Origin of the sequence: Methylobacterium thuringiense, from assembly GCF_022179645.1 — a bacterium.
GTDB classification, from domain to species: Bacteria; Pseudomonadota; Alphaproteobacteria; order Rhizobiales; family Beijerinckiaceae; genus Methylobacterium; species Methylobacterium thuringiense.
Genome location: NZ_BPRA01000024.1, coordinates 24367 through 46952, shown reverse-complemented (window position 1 = coordinate 46952; position 22586 = coordinate 24367). Strand labels below are relative to the sequence as shown.

Sequence of the window (22586 nt, the reverse complement as noted above, 5' to 3'; positions counted from 1 at the left end):
GTCAGATGAGGCAGGTGCCGGCGAGCGCGTCGTTCTCGGCTTGGCTGAACAGGCGCGAGCGGATGTGGAAGCGCTTCTCGCGGCCGTTCTCGAGGGAAAACATGCCGCCGCGGCCCGGCACCACGTCGAGCATGATGTGCGTGTGCTGCCAGACCCCGAACTGCGAGCGCGAAATGAAGAAGTCGGCCCCGCCGACTTGGCCGAGATGCACGTCGCCGTCGCCGGTGATGAAGTCGCCGACGGGATAGCACATCGGCGACGAGCCATCGCAACAGCCGCCGGACTGATGGAACATCACCGGCCCGTAATCGGCTTTGAGCTCTTCGATGAGTTCGAGCGCGGCCGGCGTCGCCGTGACACGCAGCGGTGCGCCGGCGTTGTCGGCCTGCTCGGCAGTGACGGGCTCGATGGTCTCGGCGGCGGTCGCGACCGTCTCGGTCATGGCGTGATCTCCCGTATGTCTTCCGATGTTATGTGAGGTTCTTGGCGCGGAATTCCATGACTGTGCCGACCCCTCCCCCCTTTGCGGGGAGGGTGGCGCGCGAAGCGGGTCGGGAGAGGGGCGCGCCACGTCCGGACCTGTCGCTCCCCTCTCCCGACCCTCGCTGACGCGAGGGCCACCCTCTCCCGCAGAGGGGAGAGGGACCGGCGCTCAAACAAAAAACCCCAGCCTCTCGGCCGGGGTCTGAACGTGTCGGGAGGAAACGCCTCTTAGAAGAAGCCGAGCTTCTTCGCGGAGTAGCTGACCAGCATGTTCTTCGTCTGCTGGTAATGGTCGAGCATCATCTTGTGGGTCTCGCGGCCGATGCCGGACTGCTTGTAGCCGCCGAAGGCCGCGTGGGCCGGGTAGGCGTGGTAGCAGTTGGTCCAGACGCGGCCGGCCTGGATCTCGCGGCCGAAGCGGTAGGCGCGGGTCCCGTCGCGGGTCCAGACGCCGGCGCCGAGGCCGTAGAGGGTGTCGTTGGCGATCGCAAGAGCGTCGGCGTCGTCCTTGAAGGTCGCGACCGAGAGCACGGGCCCGAAGATCTCCTCTTGGAAGATCCGCATCTTGTTGTGGCCCTTGAACACCGTCGGCTGCATGTAGAAGCCGTCGGCCAACTCGCCGTCACGGTTGCCGCGGGCACCGCCGGTGAGGCACTCGGCGCCTTCTTGCTTGCCGATGTCGACGTAGCTGAGGATCTTCTCGAGCTGCTCCGAAGAGGCCTGCGCGCCGATCATGGTCGTCGGATCGAGCGGCGAGCCCTGGGTGATCGCCTCGACGCGCTTGATGGCGCGCTCGATGAAGCGGTCGTAGATCGACTCGTGCACGAGCGCGCGGCTCGGGCAGGTACAGACTTCGCCCTGGTTGAGGGCGAACATCGTGAAGCCTTCGAGCGCCTTGTCGAAGAAGTCGTCGTCCTCGTTCGCGACGTCTGCGAAGAAGATGTTCGGCGACTTGCCGCCGAGCTCGAGCGTCACCGGGATCAGGTTCTGCGAGGCGTACTGCATGATGAGGCGACCGGTGGTCGTCTCACCGGTGAAGGCGATCTTGGCGATGCGCGGCGAAGAGGCCAGCGGCTTGCCGCATTCCAGACCAAAGCCATTGACGACGTTGATGACGCCCGGCGGCAGGATGTCGGCGATCAGCTCCATGACGACGAGGAGCGAGGCCGGGGTCTGCTCGGCGGGCTTGATCACGACACAGTTGCCGGCGGCGATCGCCGGGGCGAGCTTCCACACCGCCATCAGGATCGGGAAGTTCCACGGGATGATCTGGCCGACGACGCCGAGCGGCTCGTGGAAATGGTAGGCGACCGTGTCGTGGTCGATCTCGGAAATCGAGCCTTCCTGGGCGCGCAGACACCCGGCGAAGTAGCGCCAATGGTCGATGGCCAATGGGATGTCGGCGTTGACGGTCTCGCGGATCGGCTTGCCGTTGTCCCAGGTCTCGGCCAGCGCGATCAGATCGAGGTTCTCCTCCATCCGGTCGGCGATCAGGTTGAGGATGCGGGCGCGCTGGGCCGGGGCGGTGCGGCCCCAGGAGTCCTTGGCGGCGTGCGCGGCGTCGAGCGCCTTGTCGACGTCCTGTGCGTCGGAGCGGGCGATCTCGCAGATCACCTTGCCGGTGATCGGCGAAGTATTCTCGAAGTAGCGTCCGGCGACGGGGGCGACCCACTGACCGCCGATGAAGTTCTCGTAGCGCGCCGAGAAGGGCGACTTGGTCCTGGCGTCAGCCAAAAATTCCGGCTTGTTCATCGGTGTTCCTCCATGATGCTCTTCGGCAGCATTCGGCGGGAGACAAGGCCAGCCGGTGCGTCAAATCAAGGTGGACTTTAGGCCAACCTGTCGCAGCCTACGGCAAGCCGTTCTGCGATAACGCGTTTTTCGCAAGGCTTCGTCCGCCCGGGTGCCGCTCGCGGCACGCCGTTGTAGTCCCGTTTTGGAACGATGGCGACACCCGGCGATCCGGTTCGTCCGTCAGCGGGCCTGTGGCCGGGCCGGCTTCTTCGTCGAGGCCAGATCGCCTTCGATGCGGGGACCGGGCGTGTCGAGCCCGTTCTGATGCAGCACGAGCCCCGTGGCGCGCCCGTTGCCGTCGAGATCGAAGCTGAGCTGCGCGTCCACGCTCTTGAGGAAGAACGCGCGCTCGCCCTCCGGAAACAGCTCGTTGCGCGGTTGGCCGGTCGCCTGGGCGTAGAGACGCCCGTTCTCCAGGGTCACGCTCACGATGAAGCTCGGGCCGAGGTCGTAGCGGCCGGTCAGCCGGCGCAGGCGGGCGCGGTCGATGGAGACCTCGCGGCGGAGCGGGCGCGGCTCCGCGAGGATGCGGACAGCCTCCTCCGGGGTGGTCCGCGGCGCGATGCGGTCGCGGCCGGCCTGATGATAGACGAGGCCGTTGGGACGCCCGTCCGGCTCGGTGTCGATCGTGATGCGCGCATCGATCGCAGGCGAGACGAAGGTGCGGTCGCTCTCGGGCAGGAAGAGGATCGGGGGCCCCGCCGTCCCTTTCGAGAGGAGCCGGCCGTGCTCGCGTGTGAGCGTCAGGAAGTGGCGCGGGCCGAGCTGGTAGGTCCCGGCGTAGCGGTCGAGGATGATGTCCTCCAGCACGATCGAGTCCGGCGGATCCAGCACGCCGAACCAGAGCGCGGACAGCTCGCGCGAAATCTTCTGGACCGGGGCGTTCTCGTTGTTCGCGAGCACGATCACGTCGAGCCCATCGTCGGGATAGTGATCGATCATCGACAGGAAGCCTGAGACGGCGCCGCCATGCGACCACAGTCGTCGCTCATGCGCCCGGCCGACATACCAGCCGAGCCCGTAGCCTCGGCCGCCGTCGTCGACCGTCGCGGCGAGCGAGGTGGTGGAGACGACCCTCCCGCCGAACAGGGCGCGGCTCCAGGCGAGCAGGTCGTCGACGGTCGAATACAGCCCGCCGGCGGCATAGGCGATGCTGGAAGCCATCGGCGGCGCATTGCGCCACTGCGCCTGGCCGAAGCGGTAGCCGGAGGCACGCCGCGGCAGCACGGCACTCGCCTCGTCGTAGCCGGTCTCCTTCAGCCCCAGAGGCGTGAGGATCGCTTCCCGCAGGTAACCTGCATAGGGCTGGCCCGAGGCCGCCTCGATCGCCATCCCGAGCAGCACGTAGCCGGTGTTGCTGTACTCCATCCGCGTGCCCGGCTCGAACAGCAGCGGCTCGGCCTCGACGAGCGCCACGATCTCCTGGGGCGTGCGCTCCAGCCGCGAGAGCTTCGCATAATAGTCGGGCAGCGCCGTATAGTTGATGATGCCCGAGGTGTGGCCGAGCAGGTGCCGCAGGGTCACACGGTCCCAGGAGGCCGGCGCGCCGGGGACGAACTGGCGGATGCGGTCGTCGAGGCCGAGCTTGCCGGCTTCAGCGAGTTTCAGGATCGCGGCCGCGGTGAAGGACTTGGTGAGCGAGCCGATGCGAAAATGCGTGTCGAGGGTGTTCGCGACGCTCCATTCGCGGTTGGCCAGACCGTAGGCCCGGCGAAACACCGGCTTGCCGTTCTTCGCCACCAGGATCGTGCCCGAGAACAGGCCCGACTGGAGATAGGGCTCGACCAGCGCTTCGGCGGCCGCCGCGTAGGTCGTCTCGGTCACACGGGCGCGCGCCGACAGAGGTGAGATGGCCGTGAGCCCCGCGAGAAGGCCGGCCATGACGAGCGCGATGAGCCGCAACGCAAGTCCGTCACCGATGGCGACCTCCTCTGCCCGATACACGAATTACCGCTGCCCAGCGCCGGGGCGCCACGCGATCCCGCGGCGGCGGCACGACATTTTGTCGCATGAAATCGCACGGCAGGCACGGGCGTTGCGCACAACGTGCACTATGCAATCTCACGTTTACGCAATCCTAGGATCGGAATGGAAAAGTCGCTGGAACGCGGCAACGGTTCGAACGCCATGATCACACGCGCGGAAGAACGTCGGGACACCACCTGGATCGCCATGATCCGCCTCGACGACGGGACCGAAATTCCCTGCACGGTCAAGGATGTGTCGAAGTCGGGCGCCAAGCTCGGCGGGCCCAGCAACTGCCTCCTTCCCGAGACGTTCCGGTTCAGGGTACTCGGCCGGGACTTCGTCTGCTCGGTCAAGCTGGCCTGGCGCCGGGGGGAATATGCCGGCGTCGTGATCGAGCAGGTCGGAAAGCTCAAGCCGCCGGCCGTCCAGGAGCCCGCCGCAGCGCCTCCGCAGGCGACGCCGGACGGCAACAAGGTGCTCCAAGCCCGCCGCAGCCGCTTCTCGGGCTACTGAGCCGGCCCCGCCGATGCGGGCTGCGGGCCGTCATAGCCCTCGATGATGACGATATCGGATTCCGCGCCGCGCTGCTTGGCGCGGGCGCCCTGGTAGGTCCTGGAATTCCAGCAGGCGAGCGCCTGGGCGTAGCTCGCGAACTCGATCACGACGTTGCGCGCCCGCGAGGAGCCGGACACCGCCTCGAACGGGCCGCCCCGTACCAGGAAACGGCCGCCGAACTCCTCGAAGGCGGCGCCGTTCGCAGCCGCGTAGTCCTTGTAGGCCTCGGGGTCGTGGACATCGACCCGAACGATCCAGTAGCCGCGCGCCATTCCAAAAGACTCCTCTGTCACGCCATCTCGGCGACGATCGCCTTCGCCACGGCGCGCGGGTCGTCGGCGGCCGTGATCGGACGTCCGACCACGACGTGGTCGATGCCGGCCGCCCGCGCCTGTCCCGGCGTCATCACCCGCTTCTGGTCGCCGAGATCGGCCCCGGCCGGCCGGATGCCGGGCGTCACGATGAGCCGGTCCGGGCCGATTACGGAGCGCACCGAAGCCGCCTCGACCGCGCTGCAGACGATGCCGTCGATCCCCGCGTCTGCCGCCTGCCGAGCGCGTAAAGCCACGAGATCGGCCACCGGCAGGGCGTAGCCGGCCTCGCGCGCATCGGCCTCGTCGTAGGAGGTCAGCACGGTCACGGCGAGGATCTTGAGGCCGCTGCCGGCGGCGCCGCGGACGGCGGCGCGCATGGTCTGCGGATAGGCATGAACCGTGAGGAAGGTCGCGCCGAGACCGCCGAGCGCGCGGACGCCCTCCTCCACGGTGTTGCCGATGTCGTGCAGCTTGAGATCCAGGAACGTCTTGAGGCCGCGCCGGGCCAGACGCGCGGCGAAGGCGAGGCCGCCATTGTACCCGAGCCGGTAGCCGATCTTGTAGAACGTCGCGGCATCGCCGATGCGCGCGACCAACGCCTCGGCCTGCGCCACCTCGGCGAGGTCGAGGGCGACGATCAGGCGGTCGCGGGGGTCGGTCTGCTCCGGCATCGGCGGTCCCGGTTGGAAGGTGGCGGCACCATCACCGGCAGGCCGAGTCTGTCAATGCCGGCCGTGACCTGGCCGGTGTCTCGGGGGCCTCCATCACCCGCGCCACCTCGGCCTTGAGCACCGGCAGCAGCTCGGTCTCGAACCAGGGCTCGCGCTTGAGCCAGCCGTTGTTGCGCCAGGAGGGATGGGGCAGCGGCAGGATGCGCGGCGTGCGCGGTTCCGCCAGGATGTCGCGCCAGCGCCGCACGGTCTCGGTCAGCCCGCCCTCGAGGCGGCCGAGATGCCAGCCCTGCGCGTACTGGCCGATCACCAGGATCAGTTCCAGCCGCGGCAGCCCGGAAAAAAGCGTCTTGCGCCAACGCTCTGCGCATTCCCGCCGTGGCGGCCGGTCGCCGCCCTTGGCGTCGAGGCCGGGGAAACACGAGCCCATCGGCACGATGGCGACGCGCCGGGCATCGTAGAAATCCGGCTCGCCGAGGCCGAGCCAGTCGCGCAGGCGTACGCCCGACGGGTCCATGAACGGCACGCCAGAACGATGCGCCCGGTTGCCCGGCGCCTGGCTCGCGATGCAGAGCCGCGCCGTGCCCGAGCCCTGCACGATGGGGCGCGGCTCCTGCGGCAGGGGGGCGCCGTAGAGCGGCGCGTCTCGGCAGATCCGGCAGGCGCGCAAGTGGGCGGCGGTGTCTTCGAAGGCGGGCATGGGCGGGAGATGGGGCGTGCGGCCGCGACCGGCGACGGTTTCTCTGAGGTTGCCGATGCCGCATCCGGCCCCGGCGAGATGGCCCGGCCCGGCGTTGATGCCGTGGATAATCCCGGTACTTGCCAGGATGCGTACCGGGTGCAGCATGAGCGTCGCGATTCCGGCCTTGGCAGCGGGCCGCATCGCCCGGCCGCCCAAACGTCCGCGACGGCCCGGCCTGCGGCCCCAGCGGAACCGGCGGCTCCACCGGCGGTTTGATCGCCGTTGGCATCACGAAGAATCGGCCAGTTCTCGTCGGGAATTTGCTCCGCGAAGAGCTGGACACACCGACCCTCATGCCGTGGTCACGGCCCCGTGACCGCAAACAATCGGGTTCTCTGCAAGAAGGCGCATGGCAATGATGAAGTCTATACAGGTCGCGGCCCTCGCGGTCGCTCTGACCGGCGCTGGCGTGATCGCCGGCCAAGCCGCCGACGCCTCGGGCCAGGCCGGCACGATCCGCTACGCCCAGCTGAACAGCCCCGGCGACGGGCTCGACAAGGAGGCCGCCTCGGAGGGCAACGGCCGGCCGAGCAAGCGCGCGGCGCCGCAGCGGAAGAAGTCCGGCAAGCGCATGCGCTGAGTTCGTCGAAAGCGGTCGCGGACGAACGGAAAAACGCCGCCCGTCCGCGGCCTCACACCGGCGTCGCCGCGAGCAGACCGATCAGCGCGGCGATCTCCGCGACCTGCTGGCAGGCGCCGACGACGTCGCCGGTCTGGCCGCCGATCTGGCGCTTGGCGAGGGTCGTCAGGCCGCAGGCGGCGGCAGGCGCGAGCACCAGCACCAGCGCGACGCCGAGGAGCGGCAGGCCGAGGCCCCAGGCGATCAGGCCGAGGGCGAGGCAGAGCCCGGCGGCGATGGCGAGGGTGGCGCCGGTGGGGCGGCCGACCGAGGCCCCGGCGCCGCCGGGCCGGGCCGGTTCGAGCAAGACCAGCGGCACGAGGGCGGCGGTGCGCGAGACGGCGGCGGCGAGCAGCAGCGCCAGGGCCGCGTGGGCGCCGGAGCGGTCGAGCAGGGTCGCCAGCGCGCCGAGCCGCAGGGAATAGGCGAGCACCAAAGCGGTGCCGCCATAGGCGCCGATGCGGCTGTCGCGCATGATTTCGAGGCGGCGCATCCAGGTGCTGCCGCCGCCGAAGCCGTCGGCGACGTCGGCGAGCCCGTCCTCGTGCATCGCGCCGGTGATCAGCGCCAGCAGCGCCAGCGCCAGCGCCGAGGCGACGAAGGGGCCGAGCCGCAATTCCCAGCCCGCGACCAGCACCAGCGCCGCCGGCAGCGCCAGCAGCAGGCCGGCGAGCGGCAGGACGCGGGGCACGGTGGTGAAATCCGGCGCGGCATAGGGCGACGGCTCGTCCGGCAGCGGCGGCACGTTCACGCGCGAAAAGAAGCGGAGGCAGGCGGCGATGTCGTAGAGCACGCCCGCGCCGGGGAAGAACGGGGTGGAAGGCGTCGTCCGGTCGTCGTTCATCGCTCGCCTGTCGCGCCGCGTCGGATCGTCCGCACGCCTTCACCGCGGGGTCTGCGGCTTCTATAGCCCCCGGTATAGTCCCCCAGGCAAACCTCTCGCCATTCCGCGGCGAGGCCGGCCCCTCAACGATTCTGCGAGCGCCCCGCGATGACAGCCGAATCCGCGCCCTTCGCCGACATCCGCCGCCTCGTCTCCGAGATGCCGGGCCCCGACGAGGACGCCCTCGCCATGGTCCGCGCCCGCGACGCCGTGCTGACGAAGCCGGCCGGGGCGCTGGGCCGGCTCGAAACCCTCGTCGAATGGCTCGCCGCCTGGCAGGGCAAGGCCAAGCCGACCCTCGACCGGCCGCTGGTCTGCGTCTTCGCCGGCAGCCACGGCGTCACCGCGCGGGGCGTCTCGGCGTTTCCCGACGCGGTGAACCGCCAGATGCTCGACAACTTTTCGGCCGGCGGCGCTGCGATCAACCAGATCTGCGCGGCCTACGGCCTCGGCTTCAAGGTGTTCGACCTCGCCATCGACCTGCCCACCGGCGACATCTGCGAGCGCCCGGCCCTCGACGAGAAGGCCACCGTCGCCACCATGGCCTTCGGCATGGAGGCGGTGGCCGCGGGCACCGACTGCCTCGCCATCGGCGAGATGGGCATCGGCAACACCACCATCGCCGCCGCGATCTACTGCGCGCTCTGGGGCGGCGAGCCGGCCCACTGGGTCGGCCGCGGCACCGGCGTCGACGAAGCCGGCCTCGCACGCAAGGCCGACGCGATCGCGCTGGCGCTGAAGACCCATGCCGGCCATCTCGACGACCCGCTCGCCGTGCTCGCCCGGCTCGGCGGCCGCGAGATCGCGGCGATGGCCGGCGCGATCCTGGCCGCGCGGCTGCAGCGCATCCCGGTGGTGCTCGACGGCTACGTCTCCACCTCTGCTGCCGCCATCCTGCACGCCCTCGACCCGAGCGCCCTCGACCATTGCGTCGCCGGCCACCTCTCCGTCGAGGGCGCCCACGCCGAGGTGCTGCACCGCCTCGGCCTCGCGCCGATCCTGTCGCTGGGAATGCGGCTGGGGGAGGCCTCCGGGGCAGCCCTGGCGCTGGGGCTGATCAAGGGCGCCCTCGCCTGCCACCGGGACATGGCAACGTTCGCGCAGGCGGGGGTTTCGGAGAGGATGCCCGGCTGAGGCGGTGCTGTTCGTGGGGGGAGGATCGGACGCTCGGCGGCTCTCGGCCGCGGGTGCTTGCGACCCAACTTCGCCCTCGAACGTGACTCACGCCGTACGCCTGAAACGGTCATCCGTGTTGCTACCGTTCTGATAGCTGTACGCTTCTCCCGCCGTTGCGATGGATTGGGCGACACCTGCACATTGGACGCTCCGGATGCCGGCTCGCGACCGCGTCGCGGTCCGTCGGATGTATCAGGTCCGCGCTTGCCGGCGCCGGTACTCGGCCGGCGTCGTACCAACCCGGCGGACGAAGGCGCGCCGGAGCGTGTCGGCGTCGCGGAAGCCACAGGCACCAGCCACCTGCTTCAGGGCGGCCCCCTCCGCTTCCAAAAGGCGGCGGACGGCCTCGATCCGCACGTTCTCGACATAGGCGGCGGGCGTCAGACCCGTCTCGGCCCGGAACAGGCGCGCGAAATGGCGTGGGCTCATCCCCGCCCGTTCGGCGAGGCGATCGACGCCGTGATCCTCGGCCGGACGGGCGGCCACCCAGCGCTGGACCTCCTGCAGGGCCGAGCGTCCGACCGGGGCGCTGACCCCGCGACGGCTGAATTGCATCTGACCGCCCCCGCGCTTGAAGAACATCACGAGCTGGGCCGCGACCCGACGCGCGATCTCGGCGCCCAGGTCCTCCTCCACGAGCGCCAGCGCGAGATCGAGCCCGGCCGTGACTCCTGCCGCGGTCCGCAGCGCCCCGTCGAACAGGCAGATCGCGTCAGGCTGGACGATGGCTTCGGGATATCGCTCCGCCAGGGCCTCCGCCACCGCCCAGTGCGTCGTCACCCGACGGCCGTTCAGCAGGCCCGCCTGCCCGAGGAGGAACGCTCCGCTGCAGACCGAGCCGTAGCGCCGGCAGTGCAGCGCGGTCCGTCCGAGCCACGCCAGCAGATCGGGCCGAACCTCCAGATCCTGAATCCGTGGTGCGCCGGCGACCAGAAGGGTGTCGAAGCATGTCGGCGCAGCCCCGGGCGCAACCAGATCCACGACCAGCCCACGCCCCGACGACGTGATGACCGGACCAGGCTCCATGCCGACGATGGCGAGGTCGTAGACGTCTTGGCCGCTCTGCGCGTTCGCCTCGGCGAAGACGTCAAGCGGTCCGGCGACATCCAGGAGTTGGACGCCGGGAAGGGCGAGGACCGCGATGGATCGGGATGCCATGCGGGCTCCGTGGCTGACGATGCATGTGTTATGGCATAAATCGTCGTTATAGGACGATTGCAGCCATTCGTGAAGCTCCGTAGCTGTTCCGGACACGCAGCGCAAAGGAGATCCGCCATGAGCATCCCGTCCGAAGCCGCCGTCCCCGACAGTGCCCTTTCCCGCGCAATCACCGAGTTCGTGCGCGACACCGAGACCGAGCTGCTCTTCAATCACTCGAGCCGCGTCTATCAGTTCGGCGCGCTCGCCGGCGTCCATCGCGGCCTGAGCTTCGACCGCGAGCTGCTCTACGCGGGCGCCATGTTCCACGATGTTGGCCTGATGCCGGACCACAGCAGCGCCGACGAGCGCTTCGAGGTGGACGGCGCCAACGCCGCCCGCGACTTCCTGAAGATGCACGGGGTGCCGGAGGCGGACGTCTACACCGTGTGGACCGCCATCGCGCTCCACACCACGCCCGGCATCCCGGTCCACATGCATCCGGTGGTCGCGCTGGTCACTGCCGGCGTCGAGATGGACGTGCTCGGCCTGACCTACGGCCAGTTTTCCGAGGCCGAGCGGGAATCGGTCGTCGCCGGCTTCCCCCGCACGGCGGACTTCAAGGAGGACATCATCCAGGCTTTCTACGACGGCATCCGACACAAGCCGGATACGACCTTCGGCAACGTCAAGGCCGACGTGATTGCCGACAAGGAGCCGAGTTTCCGCAAGGGGAACTTCTGCAGCGTGATCCGCGCGTCTCGTTGGGGCGGTGGCGCGCATGCCACGGGCTGCGGTTGCGGGCACCACGACTGAGCCGCCTGCTCGCTCGACGGAGCAATGCTTTCGCCGTCCGGCACTGCGCGGGATCTGTCTTCCGATGTAGGATCATGCCCGCCGGATCACGCTCGTGGACAAGCGCCAGCGGGCATTAAACGTATCCTCGCCGCGTCGACGACGAACATGGACGACACGTCCTGCACTCAACTCTTCTCGAACGGGGTCGCCTGCCATGATGACCAGGAGAACACTGAACCGTACGCTCGTCGCCGGCGCGGCAGCAGGATTGCTGTCCGGAACCGCGTCGGCCCAAGATCTGCCGCGGGCACGCAACGTCGTGCTCGTGCACGGCCTCTTCGCCGACGGTTCGTGCTGGTCGGAGGTGATCCCACGGCTGCAGGCAGCGGGCCTCAACGTCACCTCGGTGCAGAACCCGCTCACGAGCTTCGAGGAGGCGGTCGCCTCCGCGCGGCGCGTGCTGGCGCGGCAGGAGGGGCCGACCGTGCTGGTTGGCCACTCGTTCTCGGGGATGATCGTGACCGAGGCAGGTGTCGACCCTAAGGTCAGCGCGCTGGTCTACGTCGCTGCACGGGCGCCCGATGCAGGGGAGGACTACACGGCGCTGGCCAAGACCTATCCGACCCCGCCCGCCTCGGCCGGGATCGTGTTCGATGGCGACGAGGGGCGCTTGAGCGAGGCGGCCTTCCTGAAGGATTTCGCGGGCGATCTGCCGGCGGAGAAGGCCAGGGTTCTGTTCGCAGTCCAGCAGCCCTTCCACAAGGCTCTGCTTGCGGGAAAGACCACGCAGGCGGCCTGGCGGTCGAAGCCGAGCTTTTACGCGGTGTCGACCGAGGACCGCACCATCAACCCGGACCTCGAACGCTTCATGGCCAAGCGGATGAACGCGAGGACCGTGGAGCTCAAGGCGAGCCACCTGTCGCTGCTCTCCCAGCCGCAGGCCATCGCCGACCTCATTCTCGAGGCTGCCGGCGAATCGGGACATCCCTGACTTCATGCCTTCGTATGCAGACGCACGACGAAGTCGCCCGAGAATGAATAAGACGCAGTACTTCGCCTGCACGGATGCGGTCACCTTGCTTGGGCAGTTCATGCCCGCACTCGCGTGCAGGCCCAATGACAGGTTTGGGGAGCGGGTGCGCGATGGCGACGTCCGCTTCAATGCTCTTGCCGCTCGAAAGCCGACCGGCTCCCGACCACCTTTCTCGGACGTCCGCCCAGTCACCACACATGATATCCGGAGACATGGACGCATTCTCAGACCCGCAGGCCGTCGCCCGCTACGCCGAGAATCCACCGCGCATGGTGCCCGGATCGGCGACATGCAAACCATGGCGAGACTTCTGCTCGCAGAACGCGCCCCGCATGATGCTCGGGTCCTCGTCCTGGGCGCGGGCGGCGGCCTCGAACTCAGGATGTTCGCCGAGAGGCAGCCCGGCTGGTCCTTCGTCGGCGTCGACCCGTCCGCCGCGATGCTCGACCTCGCTCGGGCGACCCTCGGCGACCTTTCCGCCCGGGTGCACCTCCATCATGGGCTCATCGACGGCGCGCCGCAGGGGCCGTTCGACGCGGCGACCTGCATCCTGACGCTGCACTTCATCGAACGCGCGGAGCGGCTGCGCACGCTCGAACAGGTCCGGCGCCGCCTAAGGCCGGGCGCGCCCTTCGTCGTGGCGCATTTCAGCATTCCGCAGGGCGAACGCGATCTCTGGCTGTCGCGGTATGCCGCCTTCGCCACCGCCTCCGGCATCGCGGGCGCGCAGGCCGAGACGGCGCGCGCCGGGATCGCGGAACGGCTGCCGATCCTCACACCCGAGGAAGACGAGAATCTTTTGCGCGAGGCTGGGTTCGACGGGGTCGGCCTCTTCTACGCCGGGTTCGCATTCCGTGGCTGGGTCGCCTTGGGCCTGACATCACCCGCGCCGTATTGCGCGGCCCGCCCGGCCCTACCAGCCCGCGTACCAGTCGCCTGATACACACGGCCTGCCCCGCGGACGGAACCGTGCACGCCGAGCCGTGTTGCCTGCCGCACGGCGACGCGCGGCAATGGGTTTCGTGACCGAGGGCGTCGACAGGTCGGAACTCAGGCAGATCGTGGCCGGCCTGTCCGCGGGCGTCGTCCTCGTCGAGCCGGACCAGCGCATCGCCTGGGCGAACGACGCGGCCCTGCAGATGCACGGTGCGGCCTCCCTCAATGAACTCGGCGACACCGTCGCGGAGTACCGGCATCGGTTCGGCCTGCGCTACCGCAACAACCGCGCGCCCGAGCGCTACCCGATCGAGCGGCTCGCGGCCGGCGAGCGGTTCGAGGACGTGATCGTCGAGGTCGCGCGCACCGACCGGCCCGAGATCGCCTTCGTCCACGCCGCGCGCAGCATCGTGATCGCGGATGCGGCGGGTGCGCCGACCTGCCTCGCCCTGGTGCTGCGGGACGTGACCCCGCAATTCGAGGCCGAGGAGCGCTTCGAGAAGACCTTTGCCGCCAACCCCGCCCCGGCGGTGATCTGCCGGCTGTCGGACCTGCGCCACGTGAAGGTGAATATCGGCTTCCTGGAGATGACCGGCTACACCCGCGACGCCGTCGTCGGGCGCAGCGTCACGAGGTCGACGTGCTGGCCGGCGCCCGCAACCGCGACCTCGCGATCTCGCGGCTGAAGGAGGGCGCCACCATCCCGCAGATGGAGGCCTGCCTGGTGCTGCCGGACGGCGGCACCCGCTTCGTCCTCGTCGCCGGCCAGACCATCGCGATGGGCGACGAGCCCTGCATGCTGTTCACCTTCGCCGACCTGGAACTGCGCAAGAAGGCCGAGACGGCGCTGCGCCAGAGCGCGGAGCGCTTCGCCAAGGCGTTTCGCCTGACGCCGGTGCCGACACTGCTGTTGCGGGCCGAAGGCCTCGCCGTCACCGGGGCCTCAACGAGGCGTTTTCGCGGGTCTTCGGTTTTGGGGAGGCCGAGGTGCTCGGCCGCGCACTCGGCCTCATCGAGAATCTGGCCAACCTGTGCCATCCCGGCCGCGAGAGCCACGGCGAGGCCGCCCTGAACCTCACCTTGCGCGAGCGGCAGGTGCTCGGCCTGATCTGCTCGGGTCTCGGCGACGAGGCTATTGGAAAGCGCCTCGCGCTCTCGCGCAACACCGTACGAAATCATACCGCGGCGCTGTACCGCAAGCGTGGCGTCCATAAACGGACGGATGTCGTCAGCTGGGGGCGGAACAACGGCTTCCCGCTGCCGTTATGATGCTGAGAATTTAGGCAAGTGGTACATCTGCACTATTGGTCCACCCGATAGCCTCGACACCTCAATCCGGCGCAACCGGTCTCGCAACGCCGCGATGACCGACCGAGCGGAACCGGCACCGCCGCCGGGTCTTTCGCAGACGAACCCCATCCCTTTCCTTCCAGGGGCAAGACGCCCCTCACAAACGAACGACGGAGCCATCATGGTCGACACCGATCGCATCACCGGGGCTGCACGCGAAGCGGGCGGCCGGATCCAGAGCGCCGTCGGCGACATCGTCGGATCGCGCCGCGACTCCGCCGAGGGCCGCGCCCGCCAGGCGCAGGGCCGCGGGGAATCGCTCTACGGCGAGGCCAAGGACGGCGTGCGCAACGCCGCAGACCAGGTCGCCGACTATGCCGAGGATGCCTACGAGCATGCCGGCGACTATGCCCGCCAGGGGCAGCGCGCCGTCGCCCAGCGCGTCGAGGACGCACCGATCGTCTCGCTGCTGATCGCCGGAGCCGTGGGTTTCGGCCTCGCGCTTCTTCTCAACACGTCCCGCCGCTGAGCTTGTCTCGGCTTCTTCAACCCACGACCAGCATCACCAGCGTCGATCCGGAGTTCACCCCAAGCCCATGTCCAGCACCCTCTCCCCTGTGGTCGGCACGGAAGCCCGCGCCGCCCATCTTCATCAGGTCTCGTGGGGTGCGATCTTCGCCGGTGCCGTCACGGCGCTGGTGGCACAGCTCGTCCTCAACATGGTCGGCGTCGGCGTCGGCCTCGCCAGCCTCGGCCCCGTCGCCGCCGACAACCCGGCCGTCTCGTCGTTCTCTCTCGGCGCCGGCCTGTGGTGGGTCATCTCCGGCATCGTCGCCGCGCTGATCGGCGGCTTCCTCGCCGGCCGGCTGAGCGGCCGTCCGGTCGGCTCCACCGCCGGCTTCCACGGCCTCGTCTCCTGGGCCGTCACGACCCTCGTCGTGATCTACCTGCTGACCTCGGCGGTCGGCGGCATCCTCGGCGGCGCCCTCGGCTCCGTGTCGAGCGTGCTCTCCGGCGCCGGCTCGGCCATCGGCGGAACCGTGCAGACGGCGGCGCAAGCCGCGGCCCCCTCGCTCGCCAAGATCTCGAACCCGCTCGACGGCATCGAGAACTCGGTCCGCCAGCAGGCTGCCGGCCAGGACCCGCAGGCTGCCCGCGACGCCGCCGTCAGCGCCATCCGCGCCGTGCTGACCGGCGACCCGGCCGAGAAGCAGCAGGCCGAGACCCGCGCCGCCGACGCCCTCGCCAAGGCCCAGGGCATCCCGGTCGAGCAGGCCCGGACGCAGATCCAGGACTACCAGAAGCAGTACCAGGAGGCCGTCGCCACCGCGAAGCAGAAGGCCGAGGCCGCCGCCATCGCCACCAAGTCGGCCGCGACCCAGGGTGCCTTCTACGGTGCGATCGCCCTGATCCTCGGCGCCCTCGCCGGCTTCCTCGGCGGCCTGCTCGGCAAGGTCCGTCCCGTCGCCTACGACACGGTCCGCCGCGCCTGAGACCATCGGTCCGGCTCCCCGCGAGCCGGACCTTCCACCCCGGGCCGGCCCCGATTGGCCGGCCCGTCACCCCCAGCCCAACCCAGACAGGAGATCATCCGATGAGCAGCAGCACCACCGACAAGATCAAGGGTCTCGCCAACGAAGCCGTCGGCAACGTCAAGCAGGGCATCGGCAAGGCCACCGACAACGACAAGCTCCAGGCCGAAGGCAAGGCGCAGGAGCTGAAGGGCGAAGCCCAGAAGACCGTCGGCGACGTCAAGGACGGCGCCTCGAACCTCGCCGACAAGGTCAAGAGCAAGATCTGACCTTCGGTAACGACGACGACACGCGGGGTGGCCGAGAGGCCGCCCCGTTTTCGTTTGGGGCCGGTCGCCGATGTCCGCGTCAGGGGCGTTACAAAGGTGACGGCAGTCGTCCTCGACGACCGCTCGATTTCAGGTCATGCGCTCGACCCATTGCGCGCGCGAGGGACCCGGCTCGAAGGCGTCGCAGAAATATTGGGTCTCGCGCGCCACCTGTCCGTCGCGGAATTCCATGATGCTCACGGTGTAAGACGGCCGCCCGTCGTAGGTCAGGACATATTCGGTGACCCAGAGGTCGCCTCCGCCGCTGATCCGCCGGATCTCGAAACGTTTCCGATTGGGCTGCGCCGCCCGAGACGACTGAATTCGATGCCGCCCACGGATCCGCTCGCCCGATTGCGGATAGTCCAGCACCGCGTCCTCGCGGTAGATCGCGTGCTCCGCCTCGAAGTCGTCCGCATCGGATGCGACCCAATGGCGATCCAATGCTTCCCGTATCTCACAATCGTCCATAGCAGGTCTCCACGACCAGTGCAGTCGATCCGAGACTTCATAACACGCGCCGGCCGAAAACGGCCTTTCAGGCGAGACGAGAGAGCCGACTACGCATGGATCGCCCGTGGGACGGCGCTCAGGCCGCCTCGCGCCGCTCGCGTTTCTGGGCCGGCTTGGCCTCCGAGGCGAACTTGGCCGGGTTGAGGTCGACCGCGGCCAGGGTGTCCATCACGCGGGAGGCCGGGAAGGTCACGATCACCTCGGTGCCCTCGCGCGGCTTCGACTTGAGCTGGAAGCCGCCGCCATGCAGGTCGACCAGCCCCTTCACGATCGGCAGGCCGAGGCCCGAGCCCTGCTCGGCAGTCTTGATCGCCAGCGAGCCGCGGCCGAACGAGGTCAACACGGTGCCGATCTCGTCCTCGGGAATGCCGGGTCCAGAATCCTTCACGCTGAGATATTGCCCGCCCGACGAGGTCCAGCCGACCTTGACGGTGATCTCGCCGCCCTGCGGCGTGAACTTCACGGCGTTCGAGAGCACGTTGAGCACGATCTGGCGGAGCGCCCGCTCGTCGGCCCAGAGCCGTGGCATCGAATCGTCGACATGGACGCGGATGGTCTGGCTTTTTCCCCGGGCGCGCAGGGCCATCATGTGCTGCGCCTCCTCGACGGCCGAGGCCAGCGTCACCGCCTCCTCATTGAGGTCGTAGCGCCCGGCCTCGACGCGGGAGAGGTCGAGAATCTCGTTGATCAGGTTCAGCAGGTGCATCCCGCTGTCGTGGATGTCGGTGGAGTATTCCTGGTAGGCCGGCGCGGCGTGGGTCCCGAAAATCTCGTTCTTCATCACCTCGGAGAAGCCGAGGATGGCGTTGAGCGGCGTGCGCAGCTCGTGGCTCATGGTGGCGAGGAAGCTCGACTTCGCGAGGTTCGCTTCCTCGGCCCTGCGCCGCGCCTCGTCCGAATTCGCCTTGGCCTGTTCGAGCTCGGCGAAGATCGCGTCCTTCTCCGCGCGCGACTGGAGCGCCGCGACCGCCGAGGCGTAGAGCCGCCGGCCGAGCCCGGCGAAGAAGACCTGGCTGCCCACCGCCATCAGCACGAGCGGGATCGTGTGGCTGCCCTGCGCGTCGACGAGCAGCGAGAGCGCGGCCAGCGTCAGCGGGACCAGCGCGCAGATCGCGGCGAGCGGCACGGTCGCGGCGAGCATCGTCACTACCGCCGCCACCACGACGAGCCCGAACAGCGCGAAGGTGCGCGCGTCCTCGACGGTGAGCGGGATCATCAGCGCCCAGGTCGTGCTCTGCAGAATTTCGCCGAGCACGAAGATCCGGCGCCAGCGCTTGAGCGAGACGCTTGAGGCCTCCCGGCGCAGGAAGCGCTGGCACGCCGCCGTGGTGACGGTGAGCGCGATGAGCACGCCGCCGCAGCCGAGCCCCGCCGTCACCGGATCGATCCAGATGGTCGAGGCGGCCGCCAGGGTGATCGCGAACAGCACCAGGGGGATCGCGGCGTCGGCGCGATACTGCGCGTAGAGCCGCATCAGTTCGAAATCGAAGGCCCGCTCCAGGCCGCTCGTCGAGGTCAGCCGCTCACGGGCCGAGCGCAGGTCGCGCGACATGCTGCGGCGCCGGGCCACCTCCTCGGAGGACGGGCCGCGGCCGCGTTGAACCATCTCCGCGGTGAGGTCTGACATGCGGGCGGGGGGCGGTTACGCAGGGTCGGACCCGCCGATGCGGGACCGGGATACGAGAACCGCCAGGGTGCCCCGGATGTGTTAAGAAGCGGCTGCCGGAAACGACGGCATTTTCGCGGAATCGATCACGCAGGGCAGGCCCGGAGCCTCGAAACCGTGCCCGGCGATGCTCCGCGACGACGCGACGGTTCTTTTCAGTGGCCCGCCCATTTCGGGCCATGGTTGCAGCCGACGGAATCCTCGCATCGCCATGCGCCGGGGAGACCATGTTCGAGACAGCCACCGATGGAATCCGGCGATGGATCGTCGGCCTCTTCGCCGCCGCGATCGAGGGCACGGCGCGGCCGGAGGACAGGCACGCGGCCATCCAGTGGCTTCTTCGTTCGCGCGACATCCTTGCCGGGGACCTCGGCTGGCAGGACAAGCTCGGTGCGCTCAACGCGCAACTGAGCGCACGGGCCGCCGCATCGGCGATCGCGAGCACCGTCGTCGAGGCCGTGCAGAGCTATCGCACCTCGTCGCTGCCCTGGCCGATGAAGATCGCGCTGCCGGTCACACTGGCGGCGATCCCGCTTCTCGGCGTGCAGGGGGCTGGCATCGCCGCATTCGGCGGCGCCATCGGGCTGCCGGTGCTCCTCCTCGTCTTCCTCGGCACGGCCGGCATCACCTCGGTGCTCGAAGCGGTGGTGACGAATCCGCATTCGCGGACCGGCGTCGCCATCATCGTCGCGGGCATCGTAAACTCTGAGGCCACCCGGCGCGCGAGCGCCGCGTTCCGCCAGCGCATGGCCGAAGAAGCGGCCTCGCCGTTGGCCCAGCCGGTGCCGGAGGACACGGCGGCGATCCGCGCCACGCTGCTCGCGATGAACCCGTACGACTTCGAGCGTCACGTGATGTCGTTCTTCGAGAAGGCCGGGCTCGAGGCAGTGGTGACGCCGAAATCCAACGATTACGGCATGGACGGCTACGCCCGCGACGGCGACAGGCTGATCGTCGTGCAGTGCAAGCGCTACGCGAGCGACCACAAGGTCGGCCGCCCGGCCCTGCAGCAGTTCAAGACCGTGATGGCCGATGCCGCGGCGTTCCGCGGCTATGTCGTGACGACGTCGTCGTTCTCGATCGACGCCGTCGCCTATGCGGCCGAGGCACCGGGGATGGTGCTGATCGGCATGGACGCGCTGTTGGCGTGGCATGCAGAAGACTTGGACATCGGATAGGCGGTGCGGCGTATCCCGGTATCGTCGTCCCGAGGAATCCGCTCCCGGCACCTGCCAGAGCCCTCATGCCGAGCACCCGTTACGCGGCCCTGTGACGGTGACAGGCCTTGAGGCGCGGTGTCGCTTGTGCCGATGATGGCAGAACCGGCTTCTCGGAACGATTCCAACTCCATGTGTGACGGCGCACATCACACGGGTACGCCGCAGGCCCACGTTCGCCAATTATCCGGAGAATCGCGATGCTCAAGCTCACCGTCAACGGCGTCGTGCACGACGTCGATGCCGATCCCGAGATGCCGCTGCTCTGGGTGATCCGCGACCGTCTCGACATGACCGGCACCAAGTACGGCTGCGGCATCGCCCAATGCGGCGCCTGCACCGTGCACATGGACGGCCAGCCGGTGCGCTCCTGTCAGACCAGGCTCGGCGATGTCGGCGAAGGCAAGATCACCACCATCGAGGGCATCGACGGCCGGGTGGCCGAGGCGGTGCAGGGGGCCTGGCGCGGCCTCGACGTCGTGCAGTGCGGCTACTGCCAGTCGGGGCAGATCATGTCGGCGATCGGCCTGCTCTCCGACAACCCGAAGCCGACGGATGCCGACATCGACGGCGCCATGGAGGGCAACATCTGCCGCTGCGGCACCTACCAGCGCATCCGCGCCGCCATCCACGAGGCGGCCCGCACCCTCGGCTGATTCCTTCTCGCTACCTGTCCCGAACCCTCATCGCCGAAGCGGAGCCCCCCATGCTCAAGACTGCCCGGCCTCACACGACGCCTTCGCGCGTGCCCTCCCGCCGCGCCTTCCTCGGCGGTGCCGCCGCCGGCGCCATCCTGATCGGCTTCAGGCTCGACCTGCGCAGCCCCGCGCGCGCGGCCGGCGGCCCGGACCTCTCGCAGGGCGCGGCCCAGCCCAACGCCTTCGTGCGCATCGCCGCCGACGACACCGTCACGGTGATGATCAAGCATCTCGACATGGGGCAGGGCAACACCACCGGCCTCGCCACCATCCTCGCCGACGAGCTCGACGCCGACTGGGCGCAGGTGCGCACCAGCTTCGCGCCGGCCGACGCCGCGCTCTACAACAACCTGCTGATGGGCCCGGTGCAGGGCACCGGCGGCTCGACGGCCATCGCCAATTCCTGGTTCCAGCTGCGCAAGGCCGGCGCCGCCGCCCGCGAGATGCTGGTGGCGGCGGCCGCCTTCCAGTGGAAGGTGCCGGCCTCCGAGATCACCGTGGCGAAGGGCGTCGTGCGCCACGCCGCCTCGAACCGCGAGGCCCGGTTCGGAGAGCTCGCGGAGTCCGCCGCCAGCCTGCCGGTACCGCAGGAGCCGAAGCTCAAGGAGCCGGGCGCCTGGACGCTGATCGGCAAGCAGGCGCATCGCCTCGACTCCGTCGCCAAGACCGACGGAACCGCGATCTACTCCCTCGACATCCGCCGCCCCGGCCAGGTCACGGCGGTGGTCGCGCATCCGCCGAAGTTCGGCGGCATGGTGAGGCGTGTCGACGACAAGGCGGCGAAGGCGGTGCCGGGCGTCGTCGCGGTCGTCAAAATCCCGGCGGGCGTCGCCGTGATCGCCCGCGACACCTGGACGGCAATGAAGGGCCGCGAGGCCCTGAAGGTCGAGTGGGACGACAGCGCCGCCGAGTCGCGCTCGTCGGATCAGATCCTGGCGGAGTACCGCGAAACCGCCAAAAAACCCGGCCTCGTCGCCTCGCAGGCGGGCGATCCTGACAAGGCGATCGCCGGCTCGGCCAAGGTGCTGGAGGGCGAGTTCAGCTTCCCCTACCTCGCGCATGCCGCGATGGAGCCGCTGAACTGCACGATCGAGCGCGCCTCGGACGGCACCTTCGACGTCTATGCCGGCTGCCAGCTCCAGACCGTCGAGCAGGCGGTGGTGGCTGCGACCCTGGGCGTGACCCCGAACAAGGTCCGGCTGCACACGCAATGGGCCGGCGGCTCCTTCGGCCGGCGCGCGACGCCGGGCGCCGACTATTTCGCCGAGGCCGCCAGCATCGTCGCCGCCTGGGACGGCAAGGCCCCGGTCCATCTCGTCTGGACCCGCGAGGACGACATGGCCGGCGGCTATTACCGCCCGACCGTGTTCCACAAGGTCCGGGCCGGCCTCGACGACAAGGGGGCGATCACCGGCTGGCGACACGTCATCGTCGGCAAGTCGATCATGATCGGCTCGCCCTTCGAGGCGATGATCGTCAAGAACGGGATCGACGCCACCACCGTCGAGGGCGCCTCGGACACGCCCTACCAGATCCCGGCCTACCGCTTCGACGTGCATAACGGGCGCGAGGGCGTGCCGGTGCTGTGGTGGCGCTCGGTCGGCCACACCCACACGGCGCATGTCATGGAGGTGTTCATCGACGAGCTGGCGCATTCCGCCGGTGTCGATCCTGTCGCCTACCGTCTCGGCCTGCTCGGCCGCGCGCCGCGCCTCTCCGCCGTGCTCAAGCTCGCGGCCGAACAGGCCGGCTGGGACAAGAAGCCGTCGGAGAAGGGACGGGGCTACGGCGTCGCCGTGCACGAATCCTTCGGCTCCTACGTCGCCATGGTGGCCGACGTGACGGCCGGCGACTCCTCCGTGAAGGTCAACCGCATCGTCGCGGCCGTCGATGTCGGCGTCGCCGTGAACCCGGACGTGATCCGCGCCCAGGTCGAGGGCGCGGTCGGCTTCGCCCTGTCCTCGGTGCTGCGCAACCGGATCACGCTGAAGGACGGCGTGGTGCAGGAAAAGAACTTCGACAGCTACGGGCCGACCCGGATGTCGGAGATGCCCCGGGTCGAGGTCCACATCATGCCGTCGTCCGCCGCGCCCACCGGCATCGGCGAGCCCGGCGTCCCGGTGATCGCCCCGGCGATCTCCAACGCCATCTTCTCCGCCACCGGCCAGCGCCTGCGCTCGCTGCCGCTGGATCTGGCGGGGTTGAAGGGGGCCTGAACCCGGACCGGACGGCGCAGGACTCCTTGATTCCGCC

The 22586-nt window shown here is 69.3% G+C and carries 21 protein-coding genes and 2 pseudogenes; 13 read left to right on the top strand and 10 right to left on the bottom strand.

Translation table 11 applies throughout. From position 1 onward, the window contains the following. Position 1: 1 nt before the first annotated feature. The 3 genes from MFF07_RS20015 to MFF07_RS20005 all read right to left on the bottom strand — a co-directional run bounded on the left by MFF07_RS20015 (position 2) and on the right by MFF07_RS20005 (position 4221). Positions 2-442: a DUF779 domain-containing protein gene (locus MFF07_RS20015; RefSeq protein ID WP_147816484.1), complete on the bottom strand. Its 441-nt coding sequence runs from the start codon at positions 440-442 to the stop codon at positions 2-4. Positions 443-711: 269 nt separating this feature from the next. Further along, a complete protein-coding gene (gene adh, locus MFF07_RS20010; protein ID WP_147816488.1) occupies positions 712-2235 on the bottom strand; it encodes an aldehyde dehydrogenase in 1524 nt (507 codons plus the stop codon). Between the two features lie 222 nt (positions 2236-2457). Next, entirely contained in the window at positions 2458-4221 is a 1764-nt protein-coding gene (locus tag MFF07_RS20005; protein WP_238232767.1) for a serine hydrolase, read from the bottom strand. 144 nt (positions 4222-4365) lie between these two features. Between MFF07_RS20005 and MFF07_RS20000 the strand changes: the two genes are divergently transcribed. Continuing rightward, on the top strand, positions 4366-4758 hold the full coding sequence (locus MFF07_RS20000) for a PilZ domain-containing protein (RefSeq protein WP_238232766.1): 393 nt from the start codon (positions 4366-4368) through the stop codon (positions 4756-4758). Here the strand turns inward: MFF07_RS20000 and MFF07_RS19995 are convergent. From MFF07_RS19995 to MFF07_RS19985, 3 genes are read right to left on the bottom strand one after another with little or no spacing between them, the layout of a single operon-like run. Further along, on the bottom strand, positions 4752-5072 hold the full coding sequence (locus MFF07_RS19995) for a DUF1330 domain-containing protein (protein WP_147816492.1): 321 nt from the start codon (positions 5070-5072) through the stop codon (positions 4752-4754). The two genes, MFF07_RS20000 and MFF07_RS19995, sit on opposite strands and share 7 nt — an antisense overlap. A 17-nt stretch (positions 5073-5089) precedes the next feature. Next, positions 5090-5785 carry an orotidine-5'-phosphate decarboxylase gene (gene pyrF, locus MFF07_RS19990; protein WP_147816494.1) on the bottom strand — a complete coding sequence of 232 codons (696 nt, stop codon included), beginning with the start codon at positions 5783-5785 and terminating at the stop codon, positions 5090-5092. A gap of 31 nt (positions 5786-5816) precedes the next feature. Next, positions 5817-6485: a uracil-DNA glycosylase family protein gene (locus tag MFF07_RS19985; protein ID WP_147816506.1), complete on the bottom strand. Its 669-nt coding sequence runs from the start codon at positions 6483-6485 to the stop codon at positions 5817-5819. Positions 6486-6876: 391 nt separating this feature from the next. Here MFF07_RS19985 and MFF07_RS19980 point away from each other — a divergent pair, with 391 nt between their 5' ends. Next, entirely contained in the window at positions 6877-7107 is a 231-nt protein-coding gene (locus MFF07_RS19980; RefSeq protein ID WP_147816496.1) for a hypothetical protein, read from the top strand. 52 nt (positions 7108-7159) lie between these two features. Here the strand turns inward: MFF07_RS19980 and MFF07_RS19975 are convergent, their stop codons facing one another. Beyond that, positions 7160-7990, bottom strand: coding sequence for an adenosylcobinamide-GDP ribazoletransferase (locus MFF07_RS19975; RefSeq protein WP_238232765.1), 831 nt, complete (start codon positions 7988-7990; stop codon positions 7160-7162). A 147-nt stretch (positions 7991-8137) separates the two neighbouring features. Here MFF07_RS19975 and cobT point away from each other — a divergent pair, with 147 nt between their 5' ends. Then, a complete protein-coding gene (cobT, locus tag MFF07_RS19970) occupies positions 8138-9163 on the top strand; it encodes a nicotinate-nucleotide--dimethylbenzimidazole phosphoribosyltransferase (RefSeq protein ID WP_147817451.1) in 1026 nt (341 codons plus the stop codon). A gap of 234 nt (positions 9164-9397) precedes the next feature. Here cobT and MFF07_RS19965 read toward each other — a convergent pair whose 3' ends face one another. Beyond that, entirely contained in the window at positions 9398-10363 is a 966-nt protein-coding gene (locus tag MFF07_RS19965) for a GlxA family transcriptional regulator (protein ID WP_147817450.1), read from the bottom strand. Positions 10364-10480: 117 nt separating this feature from the next. Here MFF07_RS19965 and MFF07_RS19960 point away from each other — a divergent pair, with 117 nt between their 5' ends. From MFF07_RS19960 to MFF07_RS19930, 7 genes and pseudogenes are all read left to right on the top strand, one after another. Then, positions 10481-11158 carry an HD domain-containing protein gene (locus MFF07_RS19960; RefSeq protein WP_147817449.1) on the top strand — a complete coding sequence of 226 codons (678 nt, stop codon included), beginning with the start codon at positions 10481-10483 and terminating at the stop codon, positions 11156-11158. Between the two features lie 196 nt (positions 11159-11354). After that, positions 11355-12131 (top strand): alpha/beta fold hydrolase, encoded by a 777-nt coding sequence (locus MFF07_RS19955; RefSeq protein ID WP_147817448.1) that lies wholly within the window; start codon positions 11355-11357, stop codon positions 12129-12131. A gap of 254 nt (positions 12132-12385) precedes the next feature. Beyond that, a pseudogene (locus MFF07_RS19950) lies at positions 12386-13113 on the top strand (class I SAM-dependent methyltransferase). 82 nt (positions 13114-13195) lie between these two features. Beyond that, positions 13196-14378: pseudogene (locus MFF07_RS19945) on the top strand (PAS domain S-box protein). Positions 14379-14580: 202 nt separating this feature from the next. Next, positions 14581-14928 (top strand): CsbD family protein, encoded by a 348-nt coding sequence (locus tag MFF07_RS19940; RefSeq protein ID WP_147817446.1) that lies wholly within the window; start codon positions 14581-14583, stop codon positions 14926-14928. 67 nt (positions 14929-14995) lie between these two features. Continuing rightward, positions 14996-15892, top strand: a complete 897-nt coding sequence (locus MFF07_RS19935; protein WP_147817445.1) for a PhnA-like protein — start codon at positions 14996-14998, stop codon at positions 15890-15892. Between the two features lie 101 nt (positions 15893-15993). Further along, positions 15994-16200: a CsbD family protein gene (locus MFF07_RS19930; protein WP_147817444.1), complete on the top strand. Its 207-nt coding sequence runs from the start codon at positions 15994-15996 to the stop codon at positions 16198-16200. Positions 16201-16329: 129 nt separating this feature from the next. Here MFF07_RS19930 and MFF07_RS19925 read toward each other — a convergent pair whose 3' ends face one another. Beyond that, the gene (locus tag MFF07_RS19925) at positions 16330-16710 is read right to left on the bottom strand and encodes a nuclear transport factor 2 family protein (protein ID WP_147817443.1); all 381 of its coding nucleotides are present in this window, start codon (positions 16708-16710) and stop codon (positions 16330-16332) included. A gap of 118 nt (positions 16711-16828) precedes the next feature. Next, positions 16829-18379 (bottom strand): sensor histidine kinase, encoded by a 1551-nt coding sequence (locus MFF07_RS19920; RefSeq protein WP_147817442.1) that lies wholly within the window; start codon positions 18377-18379, stop codon positions 16829-16831. Positions 18380-18645: 266 nt separating this feature from the next. Here MFF07_RS19920 and MFF07_RS19915 point away from each other — a divergent pair, with 266 nt between their 5' ends. The 3 genes from MFF07_RS19915 (at position 18646) to MFF07_RS19905 (ending at position 22549) form a co-directional block, all read left to right on the top strand. After that, complete coding sequence (locus MFF07_RS19915; protein ID WP_147817441.1) at positions 18646-19596, top strand: restriction endonuclease; 951 nt, start codon at positions 18646-18648, stop codon at positions 19594-19596. A gap of 239 nt (positions 19597-19835) precedes the next feature. Then, on the top strand, positions 19836-20291 hold the full coding sequence (locus MFF07_RS19910) for a (2Fe-2S)-binding protein (protein ID WP_147817440.1): 456 nt from the start codon (positions 19836-19838) through the stop codon (positions 20289-20291). A 50-nt stretch (positions 20292-20341) separates the two neighbouring features. Next, on the top strand, positions 20342-22549 hold the full coding sequence (locus MFF07_RS19905) for a xanthine dehydrogenase family protein molybdopterin-binding subunit (RefSeq protein WP_147817439.1): 2208 nt from the start codon (positions 20342-20344) through the stop codon (positions 22547-22549). Positions 22550-22586: the final 37 nt, after the last annotated feature.

Excerpts from the sequence above, each read along its gene's own strand:
- MFF07_RS20015 (WP_147816484.1), bottom strand. The coding sequence starts at position 442 with ATGACCGAGACGGTCGCGACCGCCGCCGAGACCATCGAGCCCGTCACT.
- adh (WP_147816488.1), bottom strand. The coding sequence starts at position 2,235 with ATGAACAAGCCGGAATTTTTGGCTGACGCCAGGACCAAGTCGCCCTTC.
- MFF07_RS20000 (WP_238232766.1), top strand. The coding sequence starts at position 4,366 with ATGGAAAAGTCGCTGGAACGCGGCAACGGTTCGAACGCCATGATCACA.
- MFF07_RS19995 (WP_147816492.1), bottom strand. The coding sequence starts at position 5,072 with ATGGCGCGCGGCTACTGGATCGTTCGGGTCGATGTCCACGACCCCGAG.
- pyrF (WP_147816494.1), bottom strand. The coding sequence starts at position 5,785 with ATGCCGGAGCAGACCGACCCCCGCGACCGCCTGATCGTCGCCCTCGAC.
- MFF07_RS19985 (WP_147816506.1), bottom strand. The coding sequence starts at position 6,485 with ATGCCCGCCTTCGAAGACACCGCCGCCCACTTGCGCGCCTGCCGGATC.
- MFF07_RS19980 (WP_147816496.1), top strand. The coding sequence starts at position 6,877 with ATGGCAATGATGAAGTCTATACAGGTCGCGGCCCTCGCGGTCGCTCTG.
- MFF07_RS19975 (WP_238232765.1), bottom strand. The coding sequence starts at position 7,990 with ATGAACGACGACCGGACGACGCCTTCCACCCCGTTCTTCCCCGGCGCG.
- cobT (WP_147817451.1), top strand. The coding sequence starts at position 8,138 with ATGACAGCCGAATCCGCGCCCTTCGCCGACATCCGCCGCCTCGTCTCC.
- MFF07_RS19965 (WP_147817450.1), bottom strand. The coding sequence starts at position 10,363 with ATGGCATCCCGATCCATCGCGGTCCTCGCCCTTCCCGGCGTCCAACTC.
- MFF07_RS19960 (WP_147817449.1), top strand. The coding sequence starts at position 10,481 with ATGAGCATCCCGTCCGAAGCCGCCGTCCCCGACAGTGCCCTTTCCCGC.
- MFF07_RS19955 (WP_147817448.1), top strand. The coding sequence starts at position 11,355 with ATGATGACCAGGAGAACACTGAACCGTACGCTCGTCGCCGGCGCGGCA.
- MFF07_RS19940 (WP_147817446.1), top strand. The coding sequence starts at position 14,581 with ATGGTCGACACCGATCGCATCACCGGGGCTGCACGCGAAGCGGGCGGC.
- MFF07_RS19935 (WP_147817445.1), top strand. The coding sequence starts at position 14,996 with ATGTCCAGCACCCTCTCCCCTGTGGTCGGCACGGAAGCCCGCGCCGCC.
- MFF07_RS19930 (WP_147817444.1), top strand. The coding sequence starts at position 15,994 with ATGAGCAGCAGCACCACCGACAAGATCAAGGGTCTCGCCAACGAAGCC.
- MFF07_RS19925 (WP_147817443.1), bottom strand. The coding sequence starts at position 16,710 with ATGGACGATTGTGAGATACGGGAAGCATTGGATCGCCATTGGGTCGCA.
- MFF07_RS19920 (WP_147817442.1), bottom strand. The coding sequence starts at position 18,379 with ATGTCAGACCTCACCGCGGAGATGGTTCAACGCGGCCGCGGCCCGTCC.
- MFF07_RS19915 (WP_147817441.1), top strand. The coding sequence starts at position 18,646 with ATGTTCGAGACAGCCACCGATGGAATCCGGCGATGGATCGTCGGCCTC.
- MFF07_RS19910 (WP_147817440.1), top strand. The coding sequence starts at position 19,836 with ATGCTCAAGCTCACCGTCAACGGCGTCGTGCACGACGTCGATGCCGAT.
- MFF07_RS19905 (WP_147817439.1), top strand. The coding sequence starts at position 20,342 with ATGCTCAAGACTGCCCGGCCTCACACGACGCCTTCGCGCGTGCCCTCC.